The following is a 15,820-nucleotide window of genomic DNA, read 5'->3' on the forward strand; positions in this document are numbered from 1 at the left end:
GGCGACGCGATCAGGGCAACGGCACCCGCGCGAGCAGCTCGCCGACGAGGCGGCCGCCGTCCCAGCCTTCCGCGGTCGCTTCGAAGCTCGGCAGCACGCGATGACGCAGCACGTCCGGCGCGACGCTGCGCACGTCGTCGGGCGTCACGTAGTCACGGCCGGCGAGCCACGCGTGGGCACGCGCGCAACGTTCGAGCGCGATCGATCCGCGCGGGCTCGCGCCCCACGCGATGCGACGCGCGAGCGCGGCGTCGTAGCGCTGCGCGTCACGCGACGCCAGCACGATCTCGACGAGATACCGCTCGACCGCAGGCGCGACGTGCAGCGACAGCACGTGGCGTCGAGCGGCGAACACGTCGTCGACCGACAGGCGCTCGATCGCGCCGGTCGCCATTTCCGTCGCGCCCTCCAGCACGCTGCGCGCACGCTCGCGGGCGAGGCGCAGGATTTCGGTCTCGACGTCCGCATCCGGATACCCGATCCGGACGTGCATGAGGAAGCGATCGAGCTGCGCTTCGGGCAACGGGAACGTGCCCTCCTGCTCGATCGGGTTCTGTGTCGCCATCACCAGGAACAACGGCGGCAGCGAATACGTCGCTCGGCCGACTGTCACCTGGCGCTCGCCCATCGCCTCCAGCAGCGCCGACTGGACCTTCGCGGGCGCGCGATTGATTTCGTCCGCCAGCAGCAGGTGATGGAAGATCGGGCCAGGCTGGAACTCGAAGCGCCCGTCCTGCGGACGCCAGACCTCCGTCCCGGTGAGGTCGGCCGGGAGCAGGTCTGGCGTGAACTGCACGCGGGCGAAATCGGCATGCAGACGCGCCGCTAGCGCACGGATCGCGCTCGTCTTGGCGAGGCCGGGTGCGCCTTCGACCAGAAGATGCCCGTCGGCGAGTAGTGCGACCAGCAGGCGCTCGACCAGCGTCGACTGCCCGACGATTTCGCCTTGCAGCGCATCGCGCAGGTCAATGAAGAGACGGTGGAGGCGCTCGGCGTCGGGGGCCGGATCCATGGGGCGTTCCTGCGCGTTCATCGCTGCATTCTGACCGGTCCGCGCCGCCGGAGTTCCGACGACGTCTTCACGTCGTTCCGCCGCCTGAAAAACGAAACGGGGCCGCGAGGGCCCCGTTCGTCGTTCATATCGCTCGCAGATCAGCGCTGCGCGACGTGCAGCACCTTCGGCGTCACGAAGATCAGCAACTCGGCCTTGTCCTTGGTGCGACCGTTCTTCTTGAACAGGTTGCCCAGCCACGGGATGTCGGCGAGGAACGGCACTTTGGTGACGTCCTTACGATCCTGGAACTCGTAGACACCGCCGATCACGACCGTCTGGCCGTCTTCGACGAGCACCGCCGTGTTGACCTCACGCTTGGAGATCTGCGGCACCTGACCGATCGACGTATCGATGAAGCCTTCGACCTCGTCCTTCTTGACGGCCATGTTCAGGAACACGCGGCCGTCGTTCGTGATCGTCGGCGTGACGCGCATCTGAAGCACGACATCCTTGAACTGGACGTTCGGCGTGGCCGGGCTGCCAGCGACGGCAGGCTGGATCGTCACATAACCGACTTCACGACCCTGCGTGATCACGGCTTCGCGCTGGTTGCTCGTCACGACGCGCGGGTTCGAGATCACTTCACCGCGGCCTTCGGTCTGAAGTGCGGAGAGCTCGGCGTCGAGCGCGTAGCCCGCGTTGAGAATCGAAAGCGCGACCGAGCCCGCCGGGTTCGTCACTGCCAGATTACTCATCAGGCCCTTGGTGATGGTGCCCAGCTTGAGCGGGTTCGGCGGCGGATTCGCGCTGTTCGCGTTGGCTGCCTCGATCAACGAATTCTGCGTCTTGGTGTTGTTGTCGATCGAACTGTTGAAGCCCACATTGCCGTTGTGAGTGGTGCCGGAGACACCGAAACGGGCTCCGAGCTCGCGCGAGAACGTATCGGTTGCGATGACCACGCGCGCTTCGATGACCACCTGATCGACCGGGCGGTCGATCACGCGGATCAGCTCCTTCATCGCCGCGACCTTCTTCGGGATGTCGCTGATCATGAGCGTGTTGGTGCGCTCGTCGGCGACGAGGCGACCACGCGCAGACAGGAAGCCCGTATCGCCCGTTTGCGAACTACCCGCACCGCCGCTACTGCCGCCGCCAATACCCTTGGCCTCAGTCAGCGCCTTAAAGATCGCCTCGGCGTTGTGGTAATTGATCTGCACGTACTCGGTCACAAGGTCCGTGCGATTGTCGATCGCAATGCGCGCGTCCTCCTTGTCCTGCTCGTACTTGGAGATCTCCGCCTGCGGCGCGATCCACACCACGTTGCCGCTGCGGCGCTTGTCGAGGCCCTTGGCCTGCAGGACGATGTCCAGCGCCTGGTCCCACGGCACGTTGATCAGGCGGAGCGTGACGTTGCCCTGCACCGTGTCGGACGCGACGATATTGAGACCCGAGTCCTCGGCGATCAGCTGCAGGACGGTGCGCACCGGCACGTCCTGGAAGTTGAAGGTCACCGGCCTGCCGGCGTAGCGCGTGGTCGCGTTCGCGGCGGTGATCTGCGCGGCTGCGGCCTTGACGTCGGCCGTGCCGCCGATGGCGCGCGAGCTCGTCGCGGACTTCGGCGAAATCTCGACGATGTAGTCGCGACCCGTCTGGTACGCCATCGAGTCGAACGAACCGCTGGTGTCGAGCACGAGCTGCGTGCCGGCACCGCTGTTGCGCGGATCGATGCGCGTCACGGGCGTGGCGAAGTCGCTGACGTCCAGCGTCTTGCGCAGGTTCGCCGGAAGCTGCGCATTGCCGATGTCGACCACGACGTTCGACCCGGTCTTGCGCAGATCGGGCATCGCGCCTTCGCCGCTGAAGTGCACGACCAGGCGGCCTGCGCCGTCCTCGCTGCGCTTGAAGTCGATGTCGGCGACCGACACGGTGCCCGGCAGCTGCTTGGCCGGGTCGAGGCTCGGTGCCGGCGCGACAGGAGCCGCGGGTGCAGGCGGTGCAGCCTGGACGCTGCCGAGTGCGGCGAGCATGCCGAGGGCGAGTCCCGCGAGCCGGGCCCCGATCAGGGGACGGGCCGTCCTTGCGGATTGGGCATTGTTCGAAGTCATGATCCTCATCCCCTCAACATCACTTGTTGTCGTCGAGTGCCAGCGTGGCCGGCCGTTCGAGCCAGCCACCCGCCCCGTCGGGCACCAGTTCCACCAGCTCGATGCGGTCCTCGAACACGCCGGTGACGCGGCCGTCGGACTGCCCCATGTAGTCGCCCGCACGCACGCGATAGGTCACCTTGTCCGGCGCCATCACGAGTGCGGTCAGGCCCGCGCCCTTGCCGAGCGAGCCGACCATGTCGAGGCTGTCGAGCGGGAAGGCTTCGAGCGGCTGCTTGCGTCGCGCCGAATCAGGACGCGGGCCGTTGCCGCTGCCGTCATCGGTGAAGGCGCGGTTGAACGGATCGCGCAGCGACTGCGCGGCGTACTCGAACGTTTCGAACTGCTGCATCACCGGAAGCGGATCGAGCGGCGGCGCGGGACGCGCCCTCACCTCGGCCACCCACTTCTCGAGATTCGGCGCGTCGCCCGGCGTGCTGGTCACGCCGCGTGCGCAACCCGCGAGGGCGGCGACGAGCACGACGCTACGGACGATCGTGGATCGCATCGTCTTCATGTCAGCCTCCCTTCGCGCCGTCAGCCGGCTGACCGTTCGCCGGGGCCTGGCCGTTCGCGGCCGCGCCCTGCTTCGCCACTTCCTCTTCGTCGAGGTAGCGGTAGGTCTTGACCGTGCCCGAGAGTTCCAGGAGCCCACCGCTGCCGGCCTCGCCATTGCCCGGCTGCGCGTTCTTCGGCTTCAGCGAGATGTCGTGCATGGTCATGATGACCACGCGTGGCAGCGACGCGACGCCACTCATGAACGCGCCGAACTGGTGGTACGTGCCGACCATCCGGAGCGCGATCGGCTTCTCGGCGTAGAAATCCTTGGGCTGCTCGTCACCCGGCTGGAACAGCTCGTTGGTGATGCCGGTCGCGAGCGCTGTCTGCGAGATGTCGACGATGAGGTCGGGCATCTCGTTCTTGCTCGGCAGCTGACGGAGCATCTGCTGGAGCTGCGCTTCCATCTGAACGAGCTGTTGCTTGAGCGCGCCCAGATTCGCGGCCTCGCCCTGCTTCTTCTCGAAGGTCTGGCGAAGGTCGGCTTCGGTGCGCTCGAGGCCTTCGAGTTCCGTCCGCTTGTCGCTGATGAACAGGAACCAGAACAGCCCGATGATCAGGAGGCCCAGGATCGCGCAGAACACGGCCTTGGCCTCGCGCGGCCACGAGCCGATGTTGTTGAAGTCGAGGCTCTTGAGATCCATTTTCCGGCTCACGACTTGGCTCCCGGAGTGGTGGACGCGGCGGGCGCCGGCGCGGCGGGTGCGGCCGGCTGCGTCGCCGGAGCCGCGCCGTTTGCAGCAGGTGCAGGTGTCGGTGCAGGCGTGGTCGTTGCCGGGGCCGCTGCAGGCGCGGTGGTCGCGGCTGCAGGTGCCACCGGCGCCGCATCCGGCACGCCGTCGCCGTCCGTGTCACGCGGTGCGTTCGGATCGGCGAGCTTGACGCTCAGGCTGAACTGGTACGGCAGGCCCTTGTCTTCGCCCTTGGCCTCGATGACCGACAGCTGCGGGTCGGTCATCCAGCCGGAGCCCTCGAGGTTGCGCAGGTAGGTCGAAACGCGTGCGTTCGACTGCGAGCGGCCTTCGAGGGTCAGCGACTGGTCGTCCTGCTTGATGGATGTCAGCACGACGCCATCGGGAATGGTGCGGACCAGCGAGTCGAACAGATGGACCATCTGCGAGCGGCTGGCCTGCAGCTTCTCGATGACTTCCTTGCGGGCGAGCAGTCGCGCCTTGGTCTTGTTGAGTTCCGCGATTTCCGCGATCTCTTTGTCGACCGTGTCGATCTGCTGCTGGACGTACGCGTTGCGCTCGGTCTGGCCGTCGATCTGCGCCCCGTAATACATGTTGATGCCCATGGCGAGCACCAGCGCACCGACGGCGGTGACGCCCAGCATCACGCCGAAGTCCTTCTGGCGCTGCTTGCGGCGCTCGGCGCGCCACGGGAGGAGGTTGATGCGTGCCATCAGTCGAAGCTCCTCAGCGCGAGACCGCAAGCGATCATCAGCGACGGCGCGTCCTGCGCGAGGGCATGCGGCTGCACGCGCGGCCCCAGCGTCATGTTCGCGAGCGGATTGGCGACCATCGTCGGCACGCCGAGCTGGTCCTCAAGCATCCGGTCGATACCGGTGATCGAGGCGCCGCCGCCGGCGATCACGAGCTGGTCGACGCGGTTGAACTCGGAGCCCGCATAGAAGAACTGCAGAAGGCGGCTGATCTGCTGGACCATCGCCTCCTTGAACGGCTCCAGCACTTCGGTCTGGTAGCCCTCGGGCAGGCCGCCCTGGCGCTTGGCCTGGCCGGCTTCCTCGTAGGACAGGCCGTAGCGGCGCATCACCTCGTCGGTGAGCTGCTTGCCGCCGAAGACCTGCTCGCGGCTGTAGATCGTGCGGCCGTTGCGGAGGACGTAGAGCGTCGTCATCGTCGCGCCCGAGTCGACCAGCGCGACGAGCCCGTCGCGCGGCGTCTTGAGCTGCTCGGACAGCAGCGCGAACGCGTTTTCGATCGCGAAGCTCTCGACGTCCATGACCCGGGCGGTCAGGCCGCCCAGCTCCAGCGCGGAGGCGCGGATCTCGACGTTCTCCGAGCGCGACGCCGCGAGCAGCACCTGCACGGTGTCCGGCGTGTTTGGCATCGGGCCGAGGACTTCGAAGTCGAGGTTCACTTCGTCGATCGGATACGGCACGTAGTTCGCCGCTTCCAGCTCGACCTGCGCCTCGAGTTCGTCACCGTCGATGTCCGACGGCATCGGAATGACCTTGGTGATGACCGCCGAACCGGCGACCGCGGCAGCGGCGCCCTTGGCCCGCGTGCCCGATCGGGCGACGGCGCGCTTGATGGCTTCGCCCACCGCCTCGACCTCGACGATGTTCTTTTCCACCACGGCGTTGGGCGGCAGCGGTTCCACCGCATAGTGCTCGACGCGGTAGCGGTTGCCGGCTCGGGTGAGCTGCAACAGCTTGACGGCGGTCGAGCTGATATCCACGCCAACCAGGGCCGGCTGGCTCTTCGTGATCACGCCCACTATCGAATCTCCCCTGCCACTGGCGTTGGGACGCACTTCTCGCGGCACTGCCTAGATAACGGACTTTTCACTGCATGGCAACCGGGCCATCACGAATCGTGATGCCGCCGACAAAAACCCGTCGCGGGTTGGATGAACGGTTGAGACTGGGGGTTGCCGGAAATCCGACGTCGTGCCGGGCACGACCTCGCAGGGCGTCCCCTATACTCGCTTATCGATTTCTTTACGTGACGTCCCCCGATGCCCCGTATCCGACGCCTCCTCCGCTGGGCGCTTTTCGCGACTGCCGGCCTGCTCGTCCTCGGCCTGATCGCCGCCGGCGCGCTCTACGCCGTGATCGCCCCCAAGCTGCCCGACGTGGAGACCCTGCGCGACGTGCAGTTGCAGGAGCCGATGTACGTCTACGCCAAGGACGGGCGCCTGATGGCGCTGTTCGGCGAGACCCGGCGTTATCCGGTCGACATCGAAAAGGTGCCGGACCTGCAGAAGAAGGCGTTCATCGCCATCGAGGACTCGCGCTTCTACCAGCACCACGGCGTCGACTTCACCGGCGTCGCGCGCGCGATCTGGCTGCTCGCCACGACGAACGACAAGCGCGTCCCCGGCGGCTCGACCATCACCCAGCAGGTCGCCCGCCAGTTCTTCCTGAGCAACGAGTACAGCTACACCCGCAAGCTCGCGGAGATGCTGCTCGCCATGCGCATGGAGCGCGAGCTGAGCAAGGACGAGATCTTCGAGCTGTACCTCAACGTCAGCTTCTTCGGTAATCGCGCCTACGGCGTCGCCGCGGCCGCCGAGTACTACTACGGCAAGCCGCTCGACAAGCTGTCGCTCGACGAGATGGCGTCGCTCGCCGGCATCCCGAAGTTCCCGTCCGCCGCGAATCCGATCAGCAACACGGCACGCGCCAAGGTCCGTCGCGACTACATCCTCGATCGCATGGCCGAGCTGAAGTTCATCAGCCGCGCGCAGGCTGACGCGTCCAAAGCGGTGCCGATGCACGCCACGCCGCACGAGCGCCCGGTCGAGGTGTATGCGCCGTACGTCGCCGAGATGGTCCGCCAGGAAATGCTCACGCGCTACGGCCCCGAGGCGCTGACGAAGGGCTACCACGTCTACACGACGATCGACCCGACGCTGCAGGCCGCGGCCGATGCCGCTGTGCGCGAAGGTCTGCACACCTACGACCGCCGCCATGGCTGGCGCGGCGCGGAGCGTCATTTCGACCTCACCGACGCGGACGACGCCGCGACGGCGGGTCGTCGCCTCGCGCCCTACCCCGCGCAGGGCGAGCTGCTTCCGGCGGTCGTGCTGTCCGCGCGTGCGGGAAGCGCCGACGTCGCGCTCGCCGACGGCCGCACGATCACGCTCGATGCCGCGCACACGTGGGAAGGCGCGAGCTACACGACGCTCAAGCGCGGCGACATGGTGCGCGTGCGTCGCGTGCAGCCCGCCGCAGCGAAGGACGGTGCGAAGCCGGCACCTGCCGATACTGCCGTCGCCTACCGTCTTGACCAGCTGCCGAAGGCGCAGGCATCGCTCGTCTCGATCGACGCCATGAACGGCGCATTGCGTGCGCTCACGGGCGGCTACAGCTTTGCCGGCAACAAGTTCAACCGCGCCGTGCAGGCCAAGCGCCAGCCGGGTTCGAGCTTCAAGCCGTTCGTGTATTCGGCGGCGTTCGAGCGCGGCTTCAATCCGGCGTCGATCGTTCTCGACGCGCCGGTCGTGTTCAAGGATCGCGTCGGCCACCTGTGGCGTCCGCAGAACGACACCGGCAACTTCGCGGGCCCGATGCGGCTTCGCGAAGCGATGGTGCAGTCGCGCAACCTCGTATCGGTGCGCCTGCTCGACGCGATCGGTGTCGACTACGCGCGCAAGTACATCAGCCACTTCGGTTTCGAAGAGAAGGATCTTCCGCCGAACCTGTCGATGTCGCTCGGCACCGCATCGCTGACGCCGCTGTCGGTCGCGCGTGGCTACGCCGCGTTCTACAACGGCGGCTACCGCATCACGCCGTGGTTCATCGACACGGTCAAGGACCGCAACGGCGCCGTGATCTTCAAGGAAAAGCCCGTGACGGGCTGCCACGGCTGCGCGGTCGTCGCGAACGCTGCGGGCGCACCCGTCGCGACGGCGACGAACGTCGTCGACGGCTTCGACCTGAGCTCGACGCCGTCCACCCCGGCGACGTCGACCACCAAGTCGAACGCGGCAGGCGCCGCCGATGCATCGAAGTCAAAGAAGGTCGACACCACGGGCATGGCGCTCGCGCCGCGCGCGATCGACGAACGCATCGGTTACCAGATCGTGTCGATCCTGCGCGACGTCGTGTTGCGCGGTACCGGCACGCCGGCGCGCGTGCTCAACCGCGAGGACGTCGGCGGCAAGACCGGTTCGACGAACGATCACCGCGACGCGTGGTTCTCCGGCTTCGGGGGTCCGTACATCACGACGGTCTGGGTCGGCCGCGACGACTTCAAGTCGCTCGGCTATCGCGAGTACGGCGGTCGCGCAGCGCTGCCGATCTGGATCGACTACATGCGCACGGCATTGAAGGATCAGCCCGTCCAGCCGAACGATCCGCCCGATGGCATGGTCAAGGTGGCGGTGGGACCGGGCGGTCGCCTGCTGCCGGGCGCGACGGGCGGCATCACCGAATGGGTGAAGGCCGAGGACCTCGAGCGCATGCAGAGCGACATCGACTACGGCCCGTCGACGCAGCAACAGGACACGGGCACCGAAGAGTCGTTCGACATCTTCTGATCCGCTGAACGGATGTCGACGCCGCGACAACGCGCGTCGACATCGGCGTGCTAGCGTGCAATGGCCGGCGCGTGCCGGCGGCGGATCGTCCGCCTCGCCTGCCACGGAGCCTCGCCATGCGCCCTGCCCGTCAGCACGCCCACCAGCACGCGCAGTCCCGACTTCGCGAACGCCGTGAGCGACTCGCCGGCGAGGCCGCCCGGCTCATGGCCGAGAGCGGCATCGCCGACTACCACCAGGCCAAGCTCAAAGCCGCCGAGCGTCTCGGCATCCACGACGACGCGTCGCTGCCGCGCAATACGGAAATCGAGGCCGCCCTTCGGCAGTACCAGCGCCTGTTCGGCCGCGACAATGCGGGCGAGCTGCGCCGTCGACGCGAAGCCGCGATCGAAGCGCTCGGTTTCTTCCGCGCATTCGATCCGCGGCTCGTCGGCCCGGTGCTCGAAGGCACGTCGGATGCGCGTTCGCCGGTAATGCTGCATTTGCACGCCGACGACGCCGAGTCCGTGCATCGCTTTCTGGTCGAACACGACGTGCCGGCGCAGTCGCGCAATCGGCGCCTGCGCCTCGATCGTCATCGCGACGGCGATTTCCCGGTGTGGGTGTTCAGCGCCGACGGCCTCGCCTTCGATGTCACGGTGCTGCCGCACGATGTTCTGCGCCAGGCGCCGCTGTCACCGGTCGACGAAAAGCCGATGCGTCGCGCGAACGTCTCGCAGCTGCGGCAGCTCGTAGCCGAGGCGGAGATCGAGGACTTCGAGCGCGGACTGGGCTGATCGACGGCGTCGCCGCCGACAAGGCTCATCGAAGCGGAACGCGATCGCGCTTCATCGGCGACGGTCAGCATTGCGCGTGACCGCGGCAGCACTGCCTCTGAAACGACGAAGCCGCGGACAGGCCGCGGCTTCGTTGTAATTCGAATGTCCGGGAAGCGTCAGCGCTTCGACGCCTCGACGTAATCGCGCTGCGCCGAACCGGTGTAGATCTGACGCGGACGACCGATCTTGTTCTCCGGATCTTCCTGCTGCTCCAGCCAGTGGCTGACCCAGCCCGCGGTGCGCGCGATCGCGAACATCACGGTGAACATCTCGACCGGAATGCCCAGCGCCTTGTAGATGATGCCCGAGTAGAAATCGACGTTCGGGTAGAGCTTGCGCTGCACGAAGTACTCGTCCTTCAGCGCCGCTTCCTCGAGCTTCATCGCGACCTCGAGCAGCGGGTCGTTGATGCCGAGCTGGCCGAGCACGTCGTGCGTCATCTTGCGCACGAGCGCGGCGCGCGGATCGTAGTTCTTGTAGACGCGGTGACCGAAGCCCATCAGGCGGAAGCCCGAATTCTTGTCCTTCGCCTTGTCGACCGCGCTGCTCACGTTCTCGGGACGACCGATCTCGGCGAGCATCTTCAGCACCGCCTCGTTCGCACCACCGTGCGCCGGTCCCCACAGCGCGGCGACGCCGGAAGCGACGCAGACGTACGGGTTCGCACCGGTCGAACCGACCAGGCGGACGGTCGACGTCGACGCGTTCTGCTCGTGGTCGGCGTGCAGGATGAAGAGCAGATCCAGCGCCTTCGCGGCGACCGGATTGAGCTCGAGTGGCTCGGCCGGCACTTCCTTCATCATGTGCAGGAAGCGCGTCGTGTACTCGAGCGAATTCTTCGGATAACGGATCGGCCAGCCGATCGAATAACGATGGCAGGCCGCGGCGATCGTCGGCACCTTCGCGATCAGGCGGATCGCGGCGAGGCGGCGCTGCGCCGGATCCTCGAGGTCGAGATCGTTGTGATAGAAGCTCGCCATCGAGCCGAGCATGCCGACCAGCATCGCCATCGGATGCGCGTCGTGGCGGAAGCCATAGAGGAACGTGCGGAAGGCCTCGTGCATCATCGTGTGATGCGTGACCTCGTGTTCGAACTTGTCGAACTCCTGCGCGTTCGGCAGCTCACCGTTCATGAGCAGGTACGCGACCTCGAGGAAGTTCGACTTCTCGGCGAGCTGCTCGATCGGGTAGCCGCGGTAAAGCAGAACGCCCGCGTCGCCGTCGATGTACGTAATCGCCGACTTGCAGCTCGCGGTGGCGGTGAAGCCGGGGTCGTAGGTGAAGCAGCCGGTTTCCTTCGGCAGCTTGGCGATGTCGATGCACGGCGCGCCCAGGACGGGGTGCTGCACGGGCAGGGTCACGGTGGCATCGCCGGCGGTCACGCTGACCTGCTGCAGGCCGGATTTGTTCTCGGACACGGAGCGCTCCTAGGAGGCATGCGGCGCTGTCGCCGCGCGGAGGAGAAGGTTCTTTAGCGATCGATTCGCAAGCCGCGGATTATCGCACATACGCCTGCGTCGGCTGGCTGTGCCGTTGGTCCAATGGCGTGAGGCGGAGACCGCCAAAGTCCACCATGAAACCCCCGACGCCGGAAACGCGAACGGCCGCCCGGAGGCGGCCGTCGTGCGACATCGGCGCGGGGCGGGCCCGCGACGCGATTACTTCTGGGCGTAGCGCTTGCGGAACTTGTCCACGCGACCGCTGGTATCCACGATCTTGTGCTTGCCCGTGTAGAACGGGTGCGAGGCCGACGAGATATCGACCTTGATCAGCGGGTACTCGTTACCGTCTTCCCACTTGATCGATTCCTTGGTCGGCATCGTCGAGCGGGTGAGGAACGAAAAGTCCGTGGTGACGTCCTGGAAGACGACTTCGCGGTAGTCCGGATGGATGCCGGTCTTCATGGCATGCACCATTAAGGGATTCGGGGAGCCCGGCAGTATAGAGACCTCGGCGGGGCCGTGCAAGCCATATGACGGCCCAGCCGCCTGAACGCCCGTCAGGCGCCCAGCGCCTCTCGCATCCGCTGCTCGAACCGGGCCTGGTCGTAGCGCATCAGGATCCGGCAGTTGTCGCGGGCGCCATCCTGGCGGTTCCAGTCCACGACCGTGGCGCCGCGGGTGTGGCGCCCTTCCAGTTCGACCGCGACCGGGCGCTCGACCTGTTCGGTCGCCGCGTCGGGTTCGAGTGCATAGGCCATCGCGAGGGCATCGGCGGCATGCCAGTGGTCGCCGCGGCGGTCGCTGGACCAGAGCCGCGTCTGCCTGGAGATCGAATCGTAGAACCGCGCCTTCGGGTGATCCGCCTGGAGCCAGCGTTCGATCTCGTCGTGCGCGAAGCCATGGGCGATCGTCGCCTCCCAGTCGGCGAGGTCGATGTGCGGGAACGCCTCGAAGACGATGTGCGCGGCTTCCGGATCGAAGGCGATGTTGAATTCGGCCGCGGGCGTGATGTTGCCGTGGGCAGTCACCGAACCGCCCATGACCACGAAGCGCGCGACGCGCGCCGGCAGCGTCGGGTCGAGCTTAAGCGCGAGCGCGATGTTGGTCAGCGGCCCGAGCGCGACGAGAAGCAGGCGTCCCGCGTGTTCGTGCGAGAGCCGCAGGATCGCGAGCGCGGCGTGTTCGGTCTCGGCCTGCTTCGAAGCCTTCGCATAGCCCGTGTCGCCAAAACCGTCGCGGCCGTGCACGTACGCGGCATCGCGTGCCGGATGCAGCAGCGGCGACGCACAGCCGGCGAATACCGGCACGTCGACATTCGCCACTTCGCACAGCTTGAGCGCGTTGGCGACGGTGTGCTCGAGGCCCACGTTGCCGGCGGCGATGGTCAGGCCGACGACGCGATGACGCGGATCGTTGAAGGCCATCAGCAGGGCCAGCGCGTCGTCCACGCCGGGATCGGTATCGATGAGAAGCGGAATTGGATCGTTCATCGACCGATTATGCAGAAGGCGGCCCCGCTGTCACGCCGACGCGTAGCGCACCGCACCGCCGACCCAGCGCGCGACGATGCGGCCCGCAAGTTCCGGCGCACGTTCTGCGATGCGCTCACCCAGCGCCTGCACGCGCGGCAGCAGGTCGGCATCGCGCTGCAGATCGGCGACGCGAAACTCGGCGACACCAGTCTGTCGCGTGCCCAGCAGCTCGCCTGGGCCGCGCAATTCGAGATCGCGCTCCGCAATGACGAAGCCATCGTTGGTCTCGCGCATCGTCGACAGGCGTTCGCGCGCCATCTGCGACAGCGGTGGCTGGTAGAGCAGCACGCAGCTCGACTGCGCGCTGCCCCGCCCCACGCGTCCACGCAACTGATGGAGCTGCGACAGGCCAAGACGTTCCGCGTTCTCGATGATCATCAGCGACGCATTCGGCACGTCGACGCCGACTTCGATGACGGTCGTCGCGACGAGCAGATCCGTCTCGCCGTTCTTGAACGCCAGCATCGCCGCCTGCTTCTCGGCGGGTCGCATGCGGCCGTGCACGAGGCCGAGGCGCAGTTCCGGCAGCTGCGCCGTCAGTTCCTCGAACGTCGTCTGCGCCGCCTTCGCGACGACCTCGTCGCTCTCGTCGATCAGCGTGCACACCCAATATGCCTGGCGGCCTTCCGCGCAGGCGCGACGGATGCGTTCGACGAGTTCCGGTCGGCGATCCGATCCGAGGACGACCGTCGTCACCGGCGTGCGGCCGGGCGGCAGTTCGTCGATCGTCGACACGTCGAGATCGGCGTACGCCGCCATGGCGAGCGTCCGCGGGATCGGCGTTGCGGTCATGACGAGCTGGTGCGGCACCGTGCCGTGCGCGAGCGAGCCCTTGTCGACGAGCGCGAGACGCTGGTGCACGCCGAAGCGATGCTGCTCGTCGACGATGGCGAGCGCGAGGTCGTGGAACGCGACGCCCTCCTGCATCAGCGCATGCGTGCCGACGACGACCTGCGCCGCGCCCGAAGCCACCTCCGCGAGCACGTTCGCGCGCGCCTTGCCGGTGACCTTGCCGGCAAGCCACGTGACGCGCACGCCCAGTGGCTCCAGCCATCCACGCAGATTGCCGAGATGCTGCTCGGCGAGCAGTTCCGTCGGTGCCATCAATGCCGCCTGCTTGCCACTGCCGACTGCGAGCAACGCGGCCATCGCTGCGACCACGGTCTTGCCGGATCCGACGTCGCCCTGCACGAGCCGCAGCATCGGCACCGGCTGCGCGAGATCGACGGCGACTTCGTCGAACACGCGCGACTGTGCATTGGTCAACGCGAACGGCAGCGCGTTGCGCAGACGCAACGCCTCGCGCACGTCGTCGAGTGCAGGCGCGATGCGCGCGCGATGTGCGCGTCGCTGCCCGCGCAGGCTCAGGTGATGCGCGAGAAGTTCTTCGAGTGCGAGCCGCCGTTGCGCCGGATGGCGACCCGACAGCAACGCAGCGATGTCGTCGTCGGCGGACGGCCGATGCACCGTGACCAATGCTTCGCGCAGTGACGGCAGGCCGAGGTCGGACCACCACGACACCGGCAGAAGTTCCAGCGCATCGTCGGACGGCAGGCGTTCGATCGCGAGGCCGATCAGGCGTCGCAGCGTCGCCGGCGCGACGCCTTCGATCTGCGGATACACGGGATCCAGCGCACTGCCGAGCACTTCGTCAGGTTCGACGACGCGATAGCTGGGATGCACGATCTCCAGCCCCTGCGGCCCGAGCCGTGGTGTGCCGTAGCAGCGCAGGCGCGTGCCCGGTTGAAATTGCGCGACCTGCGCGGCGCGGAAGTGGAAGAAGCGCAGCACCAGCGTGGCGTGCGATTCATCCGAAATCGCGACACGCAGCATCGGTCGATAACGGAAGCCTTTCTCGACCGCCTCGACGACGCCCTCGACCTGCGCGGCGGTGCCCGCCTGCAGGTCGCGGATCGGCACGATCTTGGTGCGGTCTTCGTAGCCGCGAGGCAGCTGTAGCCAAAGGTCCTGCAGCGTCGAAAGCCCGCGCGAGGCGAGCTTCTCCACAAGCGCGGGCCCGCAGCCGCGCAGCGACGTCAGCGGCGCGTCGCCGGCCGGCGCGAGGGCAGGCGTCGGTCGCGCCGCGCGGGGCATCGATCAGCCGAGGACGAGGATCGCGTCGACCTCGAAGTGCGCGCCTTTCGGCAGGCCCGAGACCTGGATCGTCGAACGCGCCGGATACGGCGCCTGGAAGTAGTCGGCCATCACCGCGTTCACCGCCGCGAAGTCGCCGAGATCGGTGAGGTAGAGCCCGAGGCGCACGACGCCGTCGAGCGAGCCGCCCGCGGCTTCGCAGACCGCGCGCAGGTTGTCGAACGCGCGGCGCGCCTGCGTGGCGATGTCGCCGGTCACGAGGTCACCCGTCGAGGGATCGAGCGGGATCTGGCCCGACAGGAACACCGTATCGCCGGCGCGCACGGCCTGCGAATACGGGCCGATGGCGGCGGGGGCACGGTCGGTATGGATCGGCTGGCGCATGGCGGTCGTGGAAAGGGGATGTGCGCGGAATGGTACGCGGTGACGTGGCGTCGATTGTCGCCGTTGCTGTCGCACCGCGCGCGATGGCGCTTCGACGTCAGATGTAGCGCCGCACCACCCAGGGCGCCGCGGCGATCGCGATGCCCGCCAGCACGAGCGCCGCGGCGCTCGCCACGACGTACGGCAGGACCATGAGCACGATGCCGCAGACCAGGGCGATGGGCTCGCGCTGGCGACGGCCGTACACGGCGTAGCCGAGCCCTACGGAGCCGAGCAGCACACCGAGAAGCAGCGTCGACATCACGCGCGTTTCCTCACTTCACCGCGCCGGCCTGCACACCGATGCAATGGCCGGCGCTACGCATCAGGACCGCGCACGCACCGTATCCATGAGCGTGACGAACGACGGTGAGACGCTCGCCCAGACGTCGCGATCGTCGCCGAACAATCGCGCAAGCATCGCGAGTGACGCAGCGGCATGACCCGGCGGAAGTTTCGCGGCCTGCACCAGCCGATCGGCCAGCTGTTCGAGTTCGTCCGGCTCCAGGCCGACCAGCGTTGCCGACGACGCCCGCTGCCGCACTTCCATCGCCGCCTGCATGAGCAGTTGCGCGATGTCGGCCAC

At 67.4% G+C, this 15,820-nt stretch carries 15 protein-coding genes; 2 read left to right on the top strand and 13 right to left on the bottom strand.

Annotated elements, in window-relative coordinates:
• Positions 1 to 10 precede the first annotated feature (10 nt).
• The 6 genes from EVS83_RS08720 to EVS83_RS08745 all read right to left on the bottom strand — a co-directional run bounded on the left by EVS83_RS08720 (position 11) and on the right by EVS83_RS08745 (position 6,159).
• Entirely contained in the window at positions 11 to 1,012 is a 1,002-nt protein-coding gene (locus EVS83_RS08720) for an AAA family ATPase (RefSeq protein ID WP_425456084.1), read from the bottom strand.
• A 140-nt stretch (positions 1,013 to 1,152) separates the two neighbouring features.
• Complete coding sequence (locus EVS83_RS08725) at positions 1,153 to 3,099, bottom strand: type IV pilus secretin PilQ (RefSeq protein ID WP_246022828.1); 1,947 nt, start codon at positions 3,097 to 3,099, stop codon at positions 1,153 to 1,155.
• Between the two features lie 19 nt (positions 3,100 to 3,118).
• The gene (locus tag EVS83_RS08730) at positions 3,119 to 3,655 is read right to left on the bottom strand and encodes a pilus assembly protein PilP (protein WP_133500661.1); all 537 of its coding nucleotides are present in this window, start codon (positions 3,653 to 3,655) and stop codon (positions 3,119 to 3,121) included.
• Position 3,656: 1 nt separating this feature from the next.
• Positions 3,657 to 4,352 carry a type IV pilus inner membrane component PilO gene (locus tag EVS83_RS08735; protein WP_133500662.1) on the bottom strand — a complete coding sequence of 232 codons (696 nt, stop codon included), beginning with the start codon at positions 4,350 to 4,352 and terminating at the stop codon, positions 3,657 to 3,659.
• Positions 4,349 to 5,101: a PilN domain-containing protein gene (locus tag EVS83_RS08740; protein ID WP_133500663.1), complete on the bottom strand. Its 753-nt coding sequence runs from the start codon at positions 5,099 to 5,101 to the stop codon at positions 4,349 to 4,351. Before EVS83_RS08740 ends, EVS83_RS08735 begins: the two co-directional genes overlap by 4 nt.
• Positions 5,101 to 6,159 carry a pilus assembly protein PilM gene (locus EVS83_RS08745; RefSeq protein WP_133500664.1) on the bottom strand — a complete coding sequence of 353 codons (1,059 nt, stop codon included), beginning with the start codon at positions 6,157 to 6,159 and terminating at the stop codon, positions 5,101 to 5,103. Before EVS83_RS08745 ends, EVS83_RS08740 begins: the two co-directional genes overlap by 1 nt.
• A 240-nt stretch (positions 6,160 to 6,399) precedes the next feature.
• Here EVS83_RS08745 and EVS83_RS08750 point away from each other — a divergent pair, with 240 nt between their 5' ends.
• Entirely contained in the window at positions 6,400 to 8,925 is a 2,526-nt protein-coding gene (locus EVS83_RS08750) for a penicillin-binding protein 1A (protein WP_133500665.1), read from the top strand.
• Between the two features lie 116 nt (positions 8,926 to 9,041).
• Positions 9,042 to 9,701 (top strand): hypothetical protein, encoded by a 660-nt coding sequence (locus EVS83_RS08755; RefSeq protein ID WP_133500666.1) that lies wholly within the window; start codon positions 9,042 to 9,044, stop codon positions 9,699 to 9,701.
• A gap of 158 nt (positions 9,702 to 9,859) precedes the next feature.
• On the opposite strand, the gene EVS83_RS08760 is transcribed toward EVS83_RS08755, so the two are convergent.
• From EVS83_RS08760 to EVS83_RS08790, 7 genes are all read right to left on the bottom strand, one after another.
• Positions 9,860 to 11,161, bottom strand: a complete 1,302-nt coding sequence (locus tag EVS83_RS08760) for a citrate synthase (RefSeq protein ID WP_133500667.1) — start codon at positions 11,159 to 11,161, stop codon at positions 9,860 to 9,862.
• Between the two features lie 240 nt (positions 11,162 to 11,401).
• Positions 11,402 to 11,647: a type B 50S ribosomal protein L31 gene (locus tag EVS83_RS08765; protein ID WP_115647980.1), complete on the bottom strand. Its 246-nt coding sequence runs from the start codon at positions 11,645 to 11,647 to the stop codon at positions 11,402 to 11,404.
• A 95-nt stretch (positions 11,648 to 11,742) separates the two neighbouring features.
• Positions 11,743 to 12,675: a nucleoside hydrolase gene (locus EVS83_RS08770; RefSeq protein ID WP_133500668.1), complete on the bottom strand. Its 933-nt coding sequence runs from the start codon at positions 12,673 to 12,675 to the stop codon at positions 11,743 to 11,745.
• A gap of 30 nt (positions 12,676 to 12,705) precedes the next feature.
• Entirely contained in the window at positions 12,706 to 14,811 is a 2,106-nt protein-coding gene (gene recG / locus EVS83_RS08775; RefSeq protein WP_133500669.1) for an ATP-dependent DNA helicase RecG, read from the bottom strand.
• A gap of 3 nt (positions 14,812 to 14,814) precedes the next feature.
• Positions 14,815 to 15,195 (bottom strand): RidA family protein, encoded by a 381-nt coding sequence (locus tag EVS83_RS08780; RefSeq protein WP_133500670.1) that lies wholly within the window; start codon positions 15,193 to 15,195, stop codon positions 14,815 to 14,817.
• Positions 15,196 to 15,292: 97 nt separating this feature from the next.
• Positions 15,293 to 15,496, bottom strand: a complete 204-nt coding sequence (locus tag EVS83_RS08785; protein ID WP_133500671.1) for a hypothetical protein — start codon at positions 15,494 to 15,496, stop codon at positions 15,293 to 15,295.
• A 63-nt stretch (positions 15,497 to 15,559) separates the two neighbouring features.
• Positions 15,560 to 15,820, bottom strand: a complete 261-nt coding sequence (locus EVS83_RS08790) for a hypothetical protein (protein ID WP_133500672.1) — start codon at positions 15,818 to 15,820, stop codon at positions 15,560 to 15,562.

The sequence above is a fragment of the Cognatilysobacter terrigena genome (assembly GCF_004361065.1).
GTDB classification, from domain to species: domain Bacteria; phylum Pseudomonadota; class Gammaproteobacteria; order Xanthomonadales; family Xanthomonadaceae; genus Cognatilysobacter; species Cognatilysobacter terrigena.